Consider the following 17534-nt stretch of genomic DNA (forward strand, 5'->3'; position numbering starts at 1 on the left):
TATGAGCCTTGCCCGAATAGCCCTCCGTGCCGCCGCCGTCGAAGCTCTGAAAGGCCGGACGCGTGCGCAGAACAATGTTCTGGATAGTGAAATCGGTATCATCGACAATGATGCTACGGGAAAAATCGAGATCGAATCCGACAGCTATTTCATCGCTGTTTATACCGATGCCGGGAAAGCGCAGGTCGGTGACAACGAACTGCGCGCCTTGCTGTTAAATGGGCGTACAGAAGTTCTGTTTGAAACGGGTGTTACGGCCAAAATGCTGGAAGTCAGCCCGAAAGATGGCACGGCTATGATGCCGGAAATCGGCATTCCCGACACAGACGGAAATTTTGAGTTCACCCTTGATCTCATCTCGCGGGAAATAGCACAGGCCCTCACCGACCCCGATAATGTCTGGAGCCAGATTTTTCTAAGCTTCATCTATAAAACGTCTTCTATCGAACGCGGGCGGGTTGGGAATGTCAGCGAAGGCATTCGCCTCGCCGCGCATCAGACGAAAATAACCGTCGATTTGATTGATGATCCAGAGCCGCTACGCGCGCTTGATCCTGACGCGCCGTTTGCCCGGTTTATCGCTATGGCAAAAGCCAGCGATGACGAAAGCTTGCAGAAAAAAGCAGCCTTCATCGAAGCCAAGATAACAGGCGAACGCGAACCGTGGGAACGACTGCAACAGGATCACGGCATGACAGCGCAGGAATTGCTGGCGCTTGGATTGGGGCCATTGCCATCTGATGTCATGCGCGAAACGCCAAGCTGGACCGAAAGCACAATCGACATGGATGGGGTTTCGCAAACGCAAAAGGTGCCATGATGCATCGCAATCTTGTTGGCATGAAAATAGACATCGAAATGCTGAAGACGGCTTTCGGAAAGTCTCTCAAAGTCGGGCCTGTCGCCGCAATCGATGCAGAAAAAGGCTATCGCATCAAGTTTGGTGAGGACGAAAACGGCCAGCCGTTTCTTTCGCCCTGGTATCCGCATCCTGAATCCGGTGGTGCTTCCAGCACATGGATGCCGCTTTCGCTGGGCCAGATAGTCGGCATGATCAACCCCAATGGCGACCCGCGTCAGGGATTGCTTATCAGGGGCGGTTTTTCGGATGCCAACCAGCCGCCAAGCAATGACCTTCTGGCCAGTGTGTTCCGGGCCTTTGGTGTAAACGCCACCGTTAAAGACGGAAAAATAACAATCCAGGGGGATTTCGTCGTTGAAGGCAACGTCGATTTCAAGGGCGGACACGTCAAGCATAATGGTGCCGACATAGGCGACACGCACATCCATAGCGGCGTTGAACGCGGTCGCGACAACACCGATCCTCCCGCAAATTAAAGGGCTGAGAAATGACCGTAAAAACCTATCGCGTCCGTCCGGGCGTTGAATGGGTCAATGGCGCACGCGTGCCTGCGACCCGCAAAGTGAGCCTGAGCGACACTGAGGCCCGTTTCGACCTCGACCACGGACGCCTTGAACGGCCTGAACCCAAACCACGCACGAAAGAAACTGAAGGCAATCAAGATGGTGGGGATTAGCCGTCATACGGGATTGCCGATCTCCAATCTGGAATCCGCCTATCAGGGTGTGGAAGTCATCCTTATGCGCCGCATTGGTTCGCTCATCCTGCGCCGCGAATTTGGTGCCGGTATTGTCGAGCTTCTGGGGCGCAAGATGACACCCAATCTGTTTGCCGCTTTCCAGTCTTTGATTGCAACCGCAATCGACCTCTGGGAGCCAAGGTTTCAGGTGCGGCGCGTGAGCGTTACCGGCAGCACCGATGAAATCAGGCTGGGCCGGGCCGGTTTTGTGATCCTCGCAGATTTTCGTCCGCGTGGTCATCTTGGAGACCAGACTGTCGAACGCGCCATTTCATTTAGTCTTTCAGTGTCGTCGGGGAAAGTGTTGGTGAAGCCGCTATGAGCACAGTTGCATTTGATTTTTCCAGCCTGCCACCGCCCGAAGTCATCAAGACATTCTATGTTGAGACGATCCTTGCAGACCGCATGGAGGATCTGCGCCAGCGTCTTGTAGCGGCTGGAATCGACTATGACGTCGGCCATCTGGAAACGGATTTACTCAAAACGGTTCATCTTGCAGATGCCTATCGTGAAACCGATTTGCGCGCTGCCATTAATGATGCGGTTAAAGCCAATTTGCTGGCTTTTGCCCTTCGCAGCGATCTCGACCATCTTGGCGCATTTTATGATGTTTACAGACTTGTCGGGGAAAAAGACGAGGCTTTCCGGTTTCGTCTTGTCATTGAGATTAAGGGGCGCTCCCCCGGTGGCAGTTCGTTTTGGTATGAAGCCGCTGCCCGGCGCGCTGATGTCAGAATCCGCAGCGTAAAAGTCTATCGCGAAGAATTCTGGCCAATCATCCATATTGCTGTTCTGTCGCAGGAGAATGGCGGCATCCCCGATCAGGCAATGCTTGATGCCGTTGAGGCAGAGGTCATGAGCGAACGGGTGCGCTTGCTCAATGACACATTGATCATAGAGCCTGCTGTTGCGACTGGCACAGATATTGAAGCGGACATCTGGCTGCTGCCTGATGCAGCATTTGGCATTCTCGACGCCTTGCCAGAGCTTCTGCGTCAGGCATGGCTCAATGAATCTGAAATCGGCTTTGATCTTGAACCTTCATGGATAGAGGCTCGCCTTCACGTGTCAGGCGTGAAGCGTGTCGACATTCTCTCACCAACAATTTCGGAAATTGCGCCACCAGGCGTGGCCATTTCGCTCGGCAATATCAAGCTCAATTATAGAGGACGGGATTATTGATGGAACCGCAGCATCTCCTCGGCGACGATGCTGCGCCGACCCCTCTGGAAAGAGTGCTCTCTGAATCTTTGGACAATCTGCCCGTGCTGATGCCCGGCGTTCAGGCACTGCGCGGCTTTAAGTTCAATCCACCGGATTCAGTCGTTCCCTATCTCATTGCAGAATACGGGCTGAATGAAATTGCCGATTTTTTGCCCGACCTTCGAACAGCACTTCGGGAAGGCATTCTCTGGCAGCGCCTGATCGGCACGCCTGCCGCATTGCATCGTGCGTTGCGCTGGATCAACCACGATGGTGACATTGAGGAGTTTCAAGCCACCAAACGCAAATGGTGGTGGTTTCAGGTCCATCTACCGTTTGAGGTTCGAAACACCGATTTCGTCAGGCCGATGACGCAACTGGTGAAGGCATCCAAGCCTCTGCGATCAGAGTTTGCACGCGTCACAAGCGGATGGGATGTCCGGGCCTTTCAGCTGAACAAGCATCGGCTCAATGGGGATGCTTTCCTCAATGACTGGTCCGGCATTCGCCGCTCACCACATGAGCCGGTTCTTTCGCTGCGCGTCAATCGCAGGCAACGGGTCATTGTGCCGACAGGCGGTCGCGTTGTTGTCCATCATACGCAGCACATTCTTATGGTGCGGAGCGTTGCCCTCAACATACCGCGCAATCAGCCTGCCACGCGCTTTGCTGCAACCGCAGCCGTGCGGGTTGATTATCGCAACCGCGCAACCGTGCCCTTCCAAAATGCGCCCTTCGTCAATCAACCGTTTGGCGCTCCGGTGCCACGTATTCAAACAGGATCAGAATAATGGCTGTGTTCACACAGGACGGTCGCACTGTCCTCGCGCAAGCGCTTCTCAATATGACTTTATTTCTCGCTGTGGGCGAAGGCGATCCGGCATGGGACAGCGAACCACTGCCAACCACGCCGGAAGAACAGGAAAGCCGGGACGCAGCCCTTTCGGGTCTTTCTGACCTTGTCAGCAAAGTCGGCATCACCCGCACCCGTGAGAAATTCTTTGTCACACCGGACAATGCAGGCAGCATCTTAATGAGTGACGGCGCTGCTTATTCGCAGAGCGAGACGCCTACGCCTTATGTGTTTGTGCGCTTCCAGCTTGAACTGCCCGATGCAGCCGACAGCACATTGCGCGAAACGGGCATCTTTGTGGGAACGCAGTTGGCAGAAAGCGTGCCAGCCGGTCAGCAATATATCGCAGCCGCTAATGTGGTGAGTTTCGGCAAATTGATTGAGGCGGATCGCTTTGCCCCCATCGTTCGTGACGGCTCCATCGGCCAGACCTTCAGCTTTATTTTGACCCTGTGAGGCGCAATGAACAGCATCATCAAACGCGAAGGCTATGGTAGCCGCTTTGATCGCTCCCAGAAGCGCCATGCCGTGGCCTTTCCCGACAGACCAATCTATCTGCAATCCAAGGATTTGAACGAAGCGCAGGATATTGCGCTCGATCACACCCGCCGTGTGGCCGACTATATCCTTCAGGATGGTCGCATTGTGGATGGCACCGACCCGGTTGTGACCGCTCCCGATGAGCATCATATCCGCGTGCAAATTCCAGCCTGCGCCATTTACTTTGGCGGCATCGTCCATGATGTGGCAGCGGCCGATTTCACATTGCCGAACAAAGGCGAGGTCGTGATTGGCGTTCGCCATTCCGATCGGCTTGTCACCGATATTGAGGACGCCGCGCTGAAAGGTGATATTGAAGGCACGGAAGCCTTTGCCGAAGACGGCCCGGCCCGTGTTGAAATCACGCTCACATGGGGCCATTCACTCGACGGCCATGGGGAAGATGTGCTTTCGGTGTTTCAGGTGCGCGATGGTGTTATCCTCACCACGTCAACCAACACCGACTTTTCCGAGATCTATAAGGCGATGGAAACCGTTACGCGCGAAAGCAACGGCTCATTCGTCAATAGCGGCTTTCTGGTCGCAGCCCTTGGCCCGAACGCCGAAGGCAAGCAGGTGTTTTCGGTATCGGAAGGCACGGCCTATGTGAATGGTCGCCGCGTCATTCGTCGCCAGTCGTTTCGCTTTGCGTATGAGGAAAACCCTGATCTGCGGATGATCGATGCGGAACCGCATCCGTTCACCGCAGTAACAGGCGGCACGCAGGTCTTTACCGTTTCAAAGACTCCGATTGCCGAGGTGCGCCGCATCACCGTCGAAAAGGAAACCACCGACACAATCGTCCATGGTCCTTATGCCGGTGTGACCGATCCACTGCCGCATTCCTCTGTTACCGCGATCCTCGAAATCAAATCGGGCACCACGGTTTACACCACGCCTGCCGACTGGTTGCTGTCGCAAGGGCAGATTGACTGGTCGCCATCGGGCAAGGAACCGGCGCCCGGTGCGTCTTATACGGTCAAGTATCGCTATAATGAGAATATCCAGCCCGATGCCGTGGACCGCGAGACGATCACGGTGACGGGTGCTGCCAATGGCACCAATGTGCTGTTTGACTATCGCTACAAGCTGCCGCGCATCGATGTGATTGCGGTCGAGCCATCGGGCGGCATGGTCTATCTGACGGGCGTCTCGGCGGTTTCGCGCCCGCGCCCGCCAGAAGTGCCCGCTGATCGGCTGGAGCTTGCCCGCGTCTATAATGATTGGGGCCGTCCGCCGCGCATTGAGATCACACAGGTGCGTAACTTCACCTATGACCGCATCACCCGCATGGAGCAGATGCTGATCAATGTTTATGATCTGGTGGCGCAGGAGCGGTTGAAGAATGACATTTCCTCGCGGGAAGTCGCAGCCAAGCGCGGTCTGTTCGTCGATCCATTCATTGATGACGATCTGCGCGATCAGGGTATTGCGCAGAGCGCCGCAATCGTCGGCGGCAAGCTTCGCCTGCCAATCAAGCCAACGCTGCATGAGTTTCCGGCATTCATGGAGATTCAGCATCTTGATTACAGAGAAGTGATTGTCATTCGTCAGAACCGCCGCAGCGGTTCGATGAAGATCAACCCGTATCAGACTTTCACGCCCATGCCGGGCCGCGCCAGTGTGGAGCCGTCAACCGACTTCTGGACAGAAAAACGCACAAGCTGGACGTCACCGGAAACGCAGGCCTTTGAAGCATCTGAAGGGGAATATATCAGCGGCATTTCGCTCGAACAGCAGGTCGAGAAGGTCCGTGAAACGATCATCTCGGCGGAATTCATTCGCACGCGTGATGTGAATTTCCGGCTGGAAGGCTTCATCGAAAATGAAGTGCTTTCAAAAGTCTGGTTTGATGACATTGAGGTCGCCTTCGCCGTTTCGGGTCCGGCAGACAGCGATGGGGTGATGACAGGTGAATTCACCATTCCCGCCAATGTGCCAGCCGGTTCGAAATCTGTCTTCTTCGAAGGCAGCGCCGGAACCGATGCAGGCTGCACCTATGTCGGGCGGGGCGAGATCACGGTTGAGGAATACCGGCTGACCAGTTCCCTGGAAACCTCGACCGAAAGCATGCCGCAGCCGGTTATCAACAATACCGTTGTCAACAACGTGACGAACGTCACCAACGTAACGAATATTGCAGCGAATAACGCCAGTTCTATTTCCAGCAGAGAGCCAAGCGGTGGCAGTCATGACCCGCTGGCTCAGACATTCACGCTTGCACAGTCGTGGTGTCTGGCTGGCATTCGTCTGATGTGCGCGAAAATTGGCTCACCCTCCAATTCCATTCTGGTGCAGATCAGAACGGTTGAAGTGGGACTGCCGACGTCGCAGGTGATTGCGGAAGCTTTTGTGCCAGGCACAGCGCTCAGGCAAGGTGAGACATTCACCGCCATGTTCAAATATCCGGTCTTTATCCCCGGAGGCCGTGAACATTGCTTTGTGGTTCTCACCGACGATGGTGAACATGAATTGTTTGTCGCGTCCATCGGCAAGATCGACCTCGACACCAATTCGATCATCACCGGCCAGCCGTTTACGGTTGGCGTGCTGCTGTCGTCATCCAACGCTTCGACATGGACCGTTCATAATGAATCGGACCTGTGGTTTGAAATGATTGGTTGTGCGTTTGAGCCGATTGAAAAGATCGTGCCGATTGGTTCATTCACGCCGCTCAAAATGTCGGATGTGATCATCCGCGCCGGTGTTGAATATCCTGATGCATCGGTTGATGTCACCATAAGACTGACCCGACCGAATGGCGAAGTGATCACGTCAGCGCCGCGCCAGATCATCAGCTTTGATCATTACATTCAGAACGAGACCATTCAGGTGTCGGCGGTTCTGCGCGGCACGGAACGGGTGACGCCGTTTCTGTTTCCGAATGTGCAGATCATTGATGGCGAGTTGCAGACCACAGCCGATTACGTCACGCGTGCGGTGGATGCGACCGATGCAAACCGGGTGCTTGTGACATTTGACGCGAAGCTTCCCGCCAATTCGTCGGCACAGGTGCAGATTGGCATTCCCGGCAATTACGAAACGGTCAGCGTATCAGGTGCCACTCCGCTGGGTGACGGTCTGGTCGAGCAATCATTCACGCGCACAAACTATCCAGCGGCCAATCTGGATGCACGCACGCGTCTTGTTTTGACAGGAACCCCAGCCGCGCGCCCGGAAATCTCCGGCCTGCGCATGTTGCTTTCAAAGGTGTAATAGATGGCAAAGACAACAAACTATGAGTGGGATTTGCCCTCGCCAAAAGGCCTCCAGCTTGGCGAGATTGCCAAGATTGCCACCACGTTTACCGCAATTGATGTGAAGATAAAGTCGTTCGAAACGGCTTTATCGACTCACAAACATTCCTTTGCTGATCTCACCCACAAGCCGACGACGCTGGGCGGTTTCGGAATAACTGACGGCATGACAGCCGATGAAGTTGCGCAAGCGATCAAAGCGGCTGTCGATAATTTGGTGAATGGATCAGGCGAAGCTCTTGATACGCTCAAAGAACTCGCCGATGCCCTTGGCAATGATCCCAACTTTGCCGCTTCTGTCGGTACTGCATTGGGTGTTCGCGTTCGTGTCGATGCCGCAACAAACTTCAGCCTTGCACAGCGGGCGCAGGGCCGAGCCAATATCGACGCGCTTGGAACAGTGGACAAAGGCGCAGCGGGTGGCGTGGCATCACTGGACGCTGGCGGGAAAGTCCCGTCTGCACAATTGCCTGCACTCACGACAACTGCAACCGTTGGTGCGGCTGTAGCCGGGGCAAACGGCAAGACTACACCCGCTGATGGTGATTTTTTCACTGGTGTCGAAGCTGGCGGCTCGACCATGTTTAAAACGACATGGGCGAACATCAGAGCTACGCTGAAAGCATACTTTGATACCATTTATCAAAAGGCGCTGGGCTTCACACCCGTAAGGCAATTCAACAGCGGAGTAGTAAGCGTCGGATGGGGCAGTAGTGGTCTGGAACTAAACGTTGATGCAACGTGGTTTGGTAATAATTGGCCGATCAGTATCAGCGGCCGAGCAAACGGCGGCGCAAATTGGGCCGATGGCGCTGCATATGCTAACACGCTGGGTAATGGCGGGTGGTCGCTTGACACAATTAAGGATCAGCTCAATTGGCGCCTAGCTGACGCTCGTTCGGCGGGATGGGTTGAATGGGACCTAAACAACAATACCGTCTCAAATGGCGTTTGGCTTGACTCAAACGGGTATTATTTAACGTCTTTTGTGAAGCAAAAAATCACGACTGGTGGGTATACATTTCCCGTTGTGTCCCGCTTTGCCGCACGCCAACCGCAAATTTATATCCCAAATGTTGGATGGAGAGCTTTAGGAGGCTGGTGACAGTATGAAAGAATATGGCGTCTTCTCCCGCGAACTAAGGACAGTCGTACTCGACGACGATAAAACAACCACGGCGTGGTTTTTGGTTGACGAAAAGGGCCGCGACGTAGTGCCATTAATTCAAGCAGACCCCAGCCCGTTCTATATTGCCGTACTTGAAAACGGGAGCATTTTCTCAATGTGGGATGACATTGAGCAACTACAAATCCCCGGCGTTCAGATAATCGGAATAGATAGCGATTTCGGCTACACATGGGGTGAAGGCGGTGATGTTTACTCTAAAATCTGGAATGGTACAGCGATAGTTGAACCACCTATCAACGATCCTGTCCCTGATGAAATAAGCCGCCGCCAGTTCTTCCAGCAATTGGCTACCTTGGAACTGATCACAAAGGATGAAGCCAAAACTGCGTTGCAGGGAGGCGCTATCCCCGCCGCGTTGCAGGCTCTCATGAGCCAATTGCCTGACGACGAACAATTTGATGCTGAAATGCTTATCATCGGAGCTACAACTTTTTCTCGGTTGCATCCACTCTCTGATAAAATTCGCATCTTGTTTGAATGGTCGGAAGAACAACGCGACGATTTTTGGCGAGCAGCCGCAAAGCTATAAAAAGGCCCCCCTGGCCTTTTTTATTTTAGCATGATCCGTAGAAGCGCCTCAAAAGTCGAATGCCTATATCGGATATACAGCCGTGGGATTCCGTATATGTCATCGTCCGGCTTGGCACTCCTACTGACAGTAGTCACCGCACTTTCATAACCAGCATCACGCACCATTTCACGATGAATGGGGTTGTTCCCACCATATGGATAGCAAAAATTCGTTATCGGCTTTCCAAGCATGTCCTCTAATTTGAGCTTGGATTCCGCGATTTGCCGCCGTGCTTCGGGATCGTCCGTTTCAGGTAGCAGAACATGGTCAAGTGTATGAGCCCCGACTTCATGACCTAATGCGTCCCACTCCCGCATTTGCAACATGTTCATGCATGGCGTGTCCGGTATCCCATCCTCTCGATCCCAAATATTGCTGCCACCAATCTGGTTGGCTACAAAATAGTTGGTGGACGTGAACCCGCAATCGGCCAGTACGGGTGCAGCATTTTCGAGCGTATTCAAAAAGCCGTCATCAAATGTGATCACCACGACCTTGCCTTGCTTTTTTCCTCGCAAATACGGCCAAGCATCACGAACGGATAACCCCTTATAACCTAGATATTTGAGACATAGCATTTGCCGACGAAAGCTATCGGGATGAACAAAGAGACCTTGGTAGGGGACCCTTCTTTGAGGTAATGCTGCTATCTGATGATAAAGAAGTACAGGGACGGCCATAAAACCTCAATTGCATCAAAATTCGCTACATGACAATGAACGGCGAAGGTATAACAGGTTAAAACATTATGAAGTGCTATATTGTCAATCTTGATCGCGCACCAGAACGAATGGAGCGCATGACGAAAATTTTACACCAACAATCAATCGACTTTGAACGGCTTGCCGCGATTGACGGCCATTTATTTACCGATGATGAGATTGACAAGTATCGAGCGCAACGTCAGCAAGGCAAGCCCATGACTGTGGGAGAGATTGCTTGCGCAGAGTCGCACCTGGCCATTTTTAGAAAAATTGTCGAAAGTGCGGACGAATATGCAGTCGTGATGGAAGATGACCTGCATTTATCCAGCGATGCGGGCTTTTTCATAAATTCAACTGCGTGGATTCCAACTGGCGCAGATATCATCAAGCTGGAAACAGTGAATGAGCCTACAATCGTTACGACAAAGGCGTTTGACCTAGACAATGATCGGAAGCTGGCCCAACTCGCCTTCAAACACTGGGGCTCAGGTGCTTATGTGATTAGCAAAGCCGCCGCACATAAGGCGCTACAGAACTACGTGGCCGGTTTGACACCTATTGATGATTATCTGTTTGACCCTACAGTTAATGATTTCTCGCTTTGGCAGATACAGCCAGCAATCGCTATACAAGACATAATTCTGATTAATGGCGCTACCCCACAAACTGGGTATTTAGCGAGTGGCATCGAAGATGGACGAAAAGTAGCTTCGATTGCGAAAAGCAAGAAGGTGGGAGCTATGGCGCGCATTAAACGAGAAGCATTGCGCTCTGTACGGAAAACCAGGCGTAGGCTCGCCACCTTATGGGGCATTAGAGTGTCTAGGAATATTGAGCGGACCGTTATAAGTTTCAGGGCATAAAAAAGAAATCGGCATCTAATTCAGTGCTGGTTCAGTCAATGAAAATGAGAAGGAATAGTCGATTGTGGTGCGACCGTTGGCCCACTCATATTCGCCCAGTATATGCCTAAGAATTATTATTCGCGAGAGCATCAGCTTTTGTAAGAATGAATGTCAAGCTTGACGCGGTGAATTTAGCTTGTCGCAAGTCTCTTTTGTGGTAGGCAGCCTGTTTCAACCGATGCATTCGCTTTGTTCGGGGCGCTGCGCGACGATTGTTACCACTCGCAAACTAACAGCTAGCCCGCATAATGCGGCCTAATAATATTCGATAGCCCGGCCATTGCGCCGGGCTTTTTGTTGCCGAAATCAGCCCGTGGCGGGGCATACCCTAAAATTAAAGGAGCGAACCCAATGTCGACACCGACTTTCGGCATGACTTTCACGCGGCCAAATGACGAACCGTTGCCGGTTCTCGGCGCAGACTTTTCTAAAATACTGCTCATCGAAACTTCAAACGATGCATCAGCTTCTGAATATCCAGAGGATACACCTGTTCGCATTTCCACAAGCAATGGCGATGCCGTTGAAGCCCTTGGCACCGGGTATCTCGCCGATGCTGTCAAAGGGATCAACGCACAGCTTACCGGACTGAATGCCGGGGCGGACGTAACCATCTTCCGCGTCAAGGAAGGGGCCGATGTTGCCGTCACATCTGCAGCGATTGCGGAATGTCTCGCGAATGTGTCCGAGATTCCCTCAGCCGTGAATGCCACACCGCACATTATCTGGGCTGGTCGAACAGCATGGCGTCCCGATGCTGACACCGTGAACCCTGTCGTTGCCGCCCTTCCCGTCGCATGCGAGCGCCTGCTTGCAATTGCCCCCGTCGATGTTGATGACACATCAGCAGCGCTCGCGATATCAGCGCGTGAGACGATGAACTCCCAGCGTCTTATGCCGATCGGGGTGGCAGCACGGATTTTTGAGGGCGCCAACATTGTCACGCGGCCAATGGGTCCGCGCATTGCAGGTCTCTTTGCATCCATTGACAATCAGCATGGTGGCAAGCCGTTTGATCCGATTGCCAATCAGCCAATTCAAGGGCTGGCAGGCCTTTCCCGAAACATCAATTTCTCGCTCTTTGATGGTTCGACCGAAGGCCAGCAGATGCTTGAGGGCAATGTGTCGATTGTTGCGCGGGGAGAAACCGGTGTTGATGGTGCCATTGCCGATGGCGGTTTCGTCTTCATCGGCACAGATAACACCGACACCGGTGAACTCTGGAAGCAGATCCATCAGGTGCGCGGTGCCGATTATCTAACGGTTAAGCTGGCTCAGATTACGCGCCAATTCCTTGGCCCGAAAATCACCGCCGACACGGCAGAAGCATGGCTGAACTCTCAGAAGTTCATGTTGCGGGATCACAAGGTTGATAACGACATTCTGGGTTTTGAGGTGAAATTTGTCGCCGACAAAAACAGCCCGGAACAGATCCGCCTTGGCCACCTCACGGTGAATATCGGCATTGAGCCTGCACCCGCCTTCAAGGTCGCCAACCATGAAGTGCGCCGTTACCGCCCCGCGGTTGATGGCCTCGTTGCTGAAATCATCGCGCGTCTTAACGCGACTGCTTAATCATTCATTCCACAGCCACCAAAAGGAACTACTATGCAGCCTCTCTATATGCTCGCAGCGGTAGATGTACGCCGTGCGGAACAAGCCGGCACATCCCGTGCGACAACTATTTCCAAGTTAACAATCCCAGCAATTAAATTTGCCACAGCGTCCCACAATCCTGGGGGTGGCGTTATGGCGGCAGATTTCGCTCTGCCTCGCATCGAAGCGCCCGAACCTGCGATGGAAATCAAAGGCTTCGATACGGATATATTCCGGGGAATGGGGAAAGTTGATCGATGGGTCTTTGCAGCTGCCGTCCGCGATAAAAAGACAGGGGCAACCGTACCAGCACGCGCAATCATTGAAGGCGCAATTGTTGAATGGACCCCCGATGAAGGCAGCCCGGAAGATTTTATGGGCTGCACCCATTCCTTCAAAGAAGTCACGCATTACGAATTTCACCTGAACGGTGAAGAGCTTTGGTACGTGGATTTTTGGGAACGTGTTCTTCGCTCAGGCGGCGTCGATCATTTCGGGGATGTCCGCCGCGCTCTTGGCGCTTAACTCAATACAATCTCAAGGTCACATGTTATGGAAAATGAAGAATTGGTTATCACCCACACACTTTTGGTGCCTGTTGCCGACAGCAACGGCGGACTGATTCAGGAATTGAAATTCACTGAACCCGACGTGGGGCACATGATCGATGTGGAAGAAACTGCAAAAGGTGACATCGAGCGCACCATGCGCATTCTTGCAATGATGTGTGGGCTGCCTTTCGATCTATTCCGCAAAGTCAAAGGTCGCGATATCACGCAAATTATCGTTAAGACCGAAAGTATCCTGGGAAACGTGAGATAGGACACGGTTCCGACTGGCGCGGTCTCGCTGTCCTATTATCCCACTACACCAACACACCCAGAAACATCGTTGACCGTTACACCTGCTCCCACGCAATACGGGAGCGGGACGCGGTTCATCGTGTGATGAAAGCGCTCCGCAATGTCCGTCATTGAAAGCAAACTGATTGTTAGCCTGTTTGACCGTGTGTCTGGCCCGGCACGCGGTCTGTTTGGTACCATGAACCGGTTGCGGGGCGCTGCAGATAATTTTGCAGCTTCCCAGCGTAAGCTTGCCTCACCAATCACGGGCACGCTGGGGCGCATTGCAGCGTTTGGCGCAGCCTATATCAGCCTTGATCGCGGCATTCGTTCGACAGCGGGAGCAGCAATCGAGTTCGAATCTGCCTTTGCAGATGTCAAAAAAGTCGTTGAAGCAACAGATAGCCAGTTCCTTAATATGCGAAAGTCGATCTTACGGCTTTCCACCGCTATACCGATAACGGCTTCCGGTTTTGCAGCAATCTATGCGGCTGCCGGGCAATCGGGCATTGCCAACGAAGAATTGGAATCCTTCGCAGAGGCGACAGCAAAAGTAGCAACGGCCTGGGAAACACCGGTTGGCGAAACTGGCGAGGCTCTTGCAAAGATCAAAACTGCACTCGGCAGAAACGTAACCGACACTGTTTTACTGGCCGATGCCATCAACGAAGTCGGAAATACATCGGCTGCCAACGCTCCTTCTTTGCTGGAGTACACCAACCGCGTCGCAGCATTCGCTGAAACGGCGGGCTTCTCTGCCGAACAGGCTTTGGCCTTCGGTGGCGCCATGATTGGATCTGGTTTTGAACCAGAGGTCGCAGCAACAAGCTTTCGCAATCTGACCAAGGCGCTCACCACAGGAGAAAATGCCACCAAACGCCAGCGAACCGCGTTCAAGCAGCTTGGGCTGGACAGTGTTAAAGTTGCAAAGGGGATGCAAAAAGACGCTGTTAAAACCACGCTCAGCGTTCTTAATCGGATAAAAAAGCTGCCTCAATGGCAGCAAATTTCCGTAATGGAAGCTGTTTTTGGCTCGGAAGCTCGCGCGCTGGCACCATTGCTCAAAAGCACCGAAGAGCTTGAACGACTGCTTGCAATGGTTGCAAACAAAACGAACTATGCTGGCTCATCCTTCAAAGAATATGAAACACGCGCGAAAACCACAGCAAATGCCCTGCAGCTTCTTCGAAACAATCTCGCCGCCATTGGCATTGAGATGGGCGACCGCATGTTGCCAGCAATCAACGACGGTGCAGCAGGTATACTTGATCTTCTGAAATCTCTGGGAGACAGAGCCACGCCTCTGGATCAATTGTGGCAGGCCATCAAGGGTTTCAGTTCCGGTCTTGGTTATGATGGCAATTTGCGCCAGATGATCAACGATCTGGGTGATCTTTTGCTAGGACCGGCCAATGGAGAGGAAGCTGCGGATAAACTCGGCAGAATTTTCGCACGGTTTAAGGAATTTGGCGCTTCTCTTCGCGCATTCAATGATGCCGTCAAGAATAGCCCGCTTGCTCATTTTTTGGGTGAGGTGCTCAAGTATGGCGGTTATCTCATGCTTGCAAGCGTGGGGCTTGGCATACTTGCGGGGACCGTTCGCAAACTTGCATCCGCGCTTTACTTCTTATCAGGGGCACGCGCTGCTGTAGGCATTTTACGATCTGTTGTTTCATTGGGAAGGAGTATTACAGGTGGTAGTGCTGCGGCAGGTGCTGTCGGTACAGCTTCAGGGGCTGCTGCAGCCAACATAGGTCGCGGCGGCGCTGCTGTGGGTGGTGGTTGGCTGACACGTCTTCTTTATGGCGGCGTAGAGGTTGGCGCCGTTAAAACAGGTGCTGCGAGCAGCCAGACAGGCCTGTTTGCAAAGATCGTCGGCAGTGGGCTGGGAAGCTTCCTGTCGCGCGCCAATATCTGGAGCACTGTTGGTTATGCGATCTATAAAGGCCTCGAAGCAAAGGGGCCATCCGATCCCAAATTGATAGATCAAGAGTATTTCATTCAGAAAATGAACGAATACAACTTGAAGCAAGGCAATAGCACCGGACAGCGTGAGGTGGCCCCCGCACCTAAGCAAGCGGCACCCTCAGAAACTGTCCCATTCAGTTTCAGACAACTTTGGAACGACCTGATAGCCCCGTCTCCAACTTACAGCGAACCAGAGAAAGTCACGCTTCTTGGAAGCCCCACGGTTGTGACAGAACCATCTGGCGTGCAGCAGGTGCAAGTTATGAACCCGCCACCCGCGCCAAACGTCAATCTTAGCCTTGTTATCAACGCCAAATCTGCCGCAACACCTGAAGAAATAGCCAATCTCGCCGCTGCAAAGGTTACGCAAAGCGTGCGATCAGCATTTGATGGCATTCATGCCGATCTCGAATATGGAGTGTCATAATGCTGTATATGCTTGGTACGCTGACCGTTGATACGCGTCCTTTCAGTATCGACAGCATGCAAAGAACCGCCTCGGCGGACATTGCGTCCAAAGCCCTTATCGGGGCTTTTCCAGCCAAAGAGTTCACCGGCGAAGGCGATGATGAAATCACCCTCTCCGGGCAGATTTTACCCACCAGGATCGGCGGTCTCGACGGACTCGAAATAGCCCATGGCATGCGCCGCAGCGGGACAAAATTCCCGCTTCAGCGCGGCGATGGCACACGTTTGGGATGGTTCGCCATCACCCGAATAACCGAAAACCACACTGACCTCACCCGTGATGGCGTTGGCTTTGTCGTCAAGCACACAATCGTCATGACCAAAGTGCAACCGGATGCGGGTGCCGGACAGCAGGTTATCACCGGGCTGCTGTCACTCTTCGGCATATTCTAGGAGCCGTGATGCAAACAATCACCGTGAAGGGCGAAGGGATAACCCTCGACCTGCTGCTTTGGCGTGCCTATGGGGTGCGCGGGCGAAGCCTGCTTGAAGAGGCATTGGCAATCAACACCGATCTCGCCGCCCTCGGCGCGATCATCCCTTTAGGCACAGACGTGCTTTTGCCGGACTTGCCAGCGCAAGGACCCGGCCAATCACGCCACGTTGTTTCTCTCTTTGAGTGAATGATCATGACAAATAGCTGGAAAGTGAACTGGAAAGTTCTTGTCGATGGCAGGGACATGACCAGTGCCATGCGCCCCTATCTCATCAGTATCGACATCACAGACAAGGATGGCAGCGCATCCGACACCTGTTCGCTGACATTTGACGACACAGATGGACAGGTGAAACTGCCACAAGACGGCGCTGCCGTTGAAGCAATCCTTGATGGTGTGTCCAAATTCAAAGGCACAGTCGATAGTGTCCGCTCCTCCGGCTCCCGTGGTGGCGGACGGACACTTCAAGTCACAGCCAAGGGTTTCGACAGCAGAGGCAAGGTCAAGCAGCCTCTCTTGTTTCACAAGGATGATGCAACCTTGCAGGAATTCATCGATGACGCCGCCAAGCGCTCCGGCATTTCAACGATCAAGCTTGATGCGGATTTCGCCAATATCCATCGTGATTACTGGTCTGCGGATGGTGAAAGCTTTTTGCACCTTGGTGAAAAACTCGCCCGTGAATTGGGCGGCTCTTTCAAAATCAGAGGTGATCAGGCTGTTCTTGCAAAACGCGGCGAAGGAAAGGCCACCACGGGCGCGAAGATGCCGGTCATTGAAGGCATTGTCGGCGTCAACGTCATTTCGTGGGACATTGCCCCCTACACGGGGCGCAGATCATTCACCAAGGCCAAGGTTCGATATTTCGACCGCAAAGCTGCGGACTTCAAATCCAAAGATATTGAGTTTGATCTTGATCGTGATTTGCCAGAATCCACCAACGTTGTTCGCACCACAGTGAGCGATGAAAGCCAGGCTGAGCATGTCGGTGAAGCCCGAAAACGGGAAGCTGAACGCGAGGGCGGCGAAGGCACGGTTGAAATGGATTTGACCGTTGAAGCACAGGCCGAGGCCACCTTCACGCTTTCAGGCGCACGCGCTGGCGTTGATGGTGAATATCGAATCTCAACGGTCCGCCATAAAGCCGATCGAAGCGGGGGCAGTACCACATCGCTGGAAATCAAACAGCCGGGGAAGAATGCCGGAAAAGACACCCGCAAGAAGGGCACCCAGCCCACTCCTCCTTCGGATACTTCTGACAGTACATTTGCTGGCATGAGTGATGATCCGCTCGATGATTAAGAGCCGAACCGAAAATTAAGTTGAGCGATTTCAGGAGTTTATGATTCTCTGTGGTTTACCAAGACTACGGAGGATCACATGGCCTGGACTGAAACCGC

The 17534-nt window shown here is 53.2% G+C and carries 19 protein-coding genes; 18 read left to right on the plus strand and 1 reads right to left on the minus strand.

What is annotated here, in order from left to right:
• Position 1 precedes the first annotated feature (1 nt).
• Genes VBH83_RS09005 through VBH83_RS09050 form a run of 10 tightly spaced genes read left to right on the plus strand, consistent with a single transcriptional unit; the run spans position 2 to position 9172 of the window.
• On the plus strand, positions 2 to 820 hold the full coding sequence (locus VBH83_RS09005) for a hypothetical protein (protein WP_396997271.1): 819 nt from the start codon (positions 2 to 4) through the stop codon (positions 818 to 820).
• Entirely contained in the window at positions 817 to 1338 is a 522-nt protein-coding gene (locus VBH83_RS09010; RefSeq protein WP_396997273.1) for a baseplate assembly protein, read from the plus strand. Before VBH83_RS09005 ends, VBH83_RS09010 begins: the two co-directional genes overlap by 4 nt.
• An 11-nt stretch (positions 1339 to 1349) precedes the next feature.
• The gene (locus tag VBH83_RS09015) at positions 1350 to 1538 is read left to right on the plus strand and encodes a hypothetical protein (protein ID WP_396997275.1); all 189 of its coding nucleotides are present in this window, start codon (positions 1350 to 1352) and stop codon (positions 1536 to 1538) included.
• The gene (locus VBH83_RS09020; protein WP_396997277.1) at positions 1525 to 1923 is read left to right on the plus strand and encodes a GPW/gp25 family protein; all 399 of its coding nucleotides are present in this window, start codon (positions 1525 to 1527) and stop codon (positions 1921 to 1923) included. The genes VBH83_RS09015 and VBH83_RS09020 overlap by 14 nt, the downstream gene beginning before the upstream one ends.
• A complete protein-coding gene (locus VBH83_RS09025; protein WP_396997279.1) occupies positions 1920 to 2783 on the plus strand; it encodes a baseplate J/gp47 family protein in 864 nt (287 codons plus the stop codon). Before VBH83_RS09020 ends, VBH83_RS09025 begins: the two co-directional genes overlap by 4 nt.
• Positions 2783 to 3595 (plus strand): phage tail protein, encoded by an 813-nt coding sequence (locus VBH83_RS09030; RefSeq protein ID WP_396997281.1) that lies wholly within the window; start codon positions 2783 to 2785, stop codon positions 3593 to 3595. The genes VBH83_RS09025 and VBH83_RS09030 overlap by 1 nt, the downstream gene beginning before the upstream one ends.
• Positions 3595 to 4113: a hypothetical protein gene (locus VBH83_RS09035; RefSeq protein ID WP_396997283.1), complete on the plus strand. Its 519-nt coding sequence runs from the start codon at positions 3595 to 3597 to the stop codon at positions 4111 to 4113. Before VBH83_RS09030 ends, VBH83_RS09035 begins: the two co-directional genes overlap by 1 nt.
• 6 nt (positions 4114 to 4119) lie before the next feature.
• Positions 4120 to 7413, plus strand: coding sequence for a DUF4815 domain-containing protein (locus VBH83_RS09040; protein ID WP_396997285.1), 3294 nt, complete (start codon positions 4120 to 4122; stop codon positions 7411 to 7413).
• Positions 7414 to 7416: 3 nt separating this feature from the next.
• Positions 7417 to 8559, plus strand: coding sequence for a hypothetical protein (locus VBH83_RS09045; protein ID WP_396997287.1), 1143 nt, complete (start codon positions 7417 to 7419; stop codon positions 8557 to 8559).
• Positions 8560 to 8563: 4 nt separating this feature from the next.
• The gene (locus VBH83_RS09050; protein WP_396997289.1) at positions 8564 to 9172 is read left to right on the plus strand and encodes a hypothetical protein; all 609 of its coding nucleotides are present in this window, start codon (positions 8564 to 8566) and stop codon (positions 9170 to 9172) included.
• Positions 9173 to 9192: 20 nt separating this feature from the next.
• Here VBH83_RS09050 and VBH83_RS09055 read toward each other — a convergent pair whose 3' ends face one another.
• A complete protein-coding gene (locus VBH83_RS09055) occupies positions 9193 to 9894 on the minus strand; it encodes a polysaccharide deacetylase family protein (RefSeq protein ID WP_396997291.1) in 702 nt (233 codons plus the stop codon).
• Positions 9895 to 9962: 68 nt separating this feature from the next.
• On the opposite strand from VBH83_RS09055, the gene VBH83_RS09060 reads away from it, so the two are divergent.
• From VBH83_RS09060 to VBH83_RS09095, 8 genes are all read left to right on the plus strand, one after another.
• The gene (locus tag VBH83_RS09060) at positions 9963 to 10781 is read left to right on the plus strand and encodes a glycosyltransferase family 25 protein (protein ID WP_396997293.1); all 819 of its coding nucleotides are present in this window, start codon (positions 9963 to 9965) and stop codon (positions 10779 to 10781) included.
• Between the two features lie 393 nt (positions 10782 to 11174).
• Complete coding sequence (locus VBH83_RS09065; protein ID WP_396997295.1) at positions 11175 to 12398, plus strand: phage tail protein; 1224 nt, start codon at positions 11175 to 11177, stop codon at positions 12396 to 12398.
• A 48-nt stretch (positions 12399 to 12446) separates the two neighbouring features.
• Positions 12447 to 12944 carry a phage major tail tube protein gene (locus VBH83_RS09070; RefSeq protein WP_396997315.1) on the plus strand — a complete coding sequence of 166 codons (498 nt, stop codon included), beginning with the start codon at positions 12447 to 12449 and terminating at the stop codon, positions 12942 to 12944.
• Positions 12945 to 12971: 27 nt separating this feature from the next.
• Positions 12972 to 13241: a phage tail assembly protein gene (locus VBH83_RS09075; protein ID WP_396997297.1), complete on the plus strand. Its 270-nt coding sequence runs from the start codon at positions 12972 to 12974 to the stop codon at positions 13239 to 13241.
• 141 nt (positions 13242 to 13382) lie between these two features.
• Positions 13383 to 15656 carry a phage tail tape measure protein gene (locus VBH83_RS09080; protein WP_396997299.1) on the plus strand — a complete coding sequence of 758 codons (2274 nt, stop codon included), beginning with the start codon at positions 13383 to 13385 and terminating at the stop codon, positions 15654 to 15656.
• A complete protein-coding gene (locus VBH83_RS09085; RefSeq protein ID WP_396997301.1) occupies positions 15656 to 16090 on the plus strand; it encodes a phage tail protein in 435 nt (144 codons plus the stop codon). The genes VBH83_RS09080 and VBH83_RS09085 overlap by 1 nt, the downstream gene beginning before the upstream one ends.
• An 8-nt stretch (positions 16091 to 16098) precedes the next feature.
• Positions 16099 to 16320: a tail protein X gene (locus VBH83_RS09090; RefSeq protein ID WP_265986074.1), complete on the plus strand. Its 222-nt coding sequence runs from the start codon at positions 16099 to 16101 to the stop codon at positions 16318 to 16320.
• Between the two features lie 6 nt (positions 16321 to 16326).
• Positions 16327 to 17436, plus strand: coding sequence for a phage late control D family protein (locus VBH83_RS09095; RefSeq protein ID WP_396997303.1), 1110 nt, complete (start codon positions 16327 to 16329; stop codon positions 17434 to 17436).
• Positions 17437 to 17534: the final 98 nt, after the last annotated feature.

Origin of the sequence: Ochrobactrum sp. S1502_03, assembly GCF_044435015.1 — a bacterium.
Taxonomy (GTDB): domain Bacteria; phylum Pseudomonadota; class Alphaproteobacteria; order Rhizobiales; family Rhizobiaceae; genus Brucella; species Brucella chromiisoli.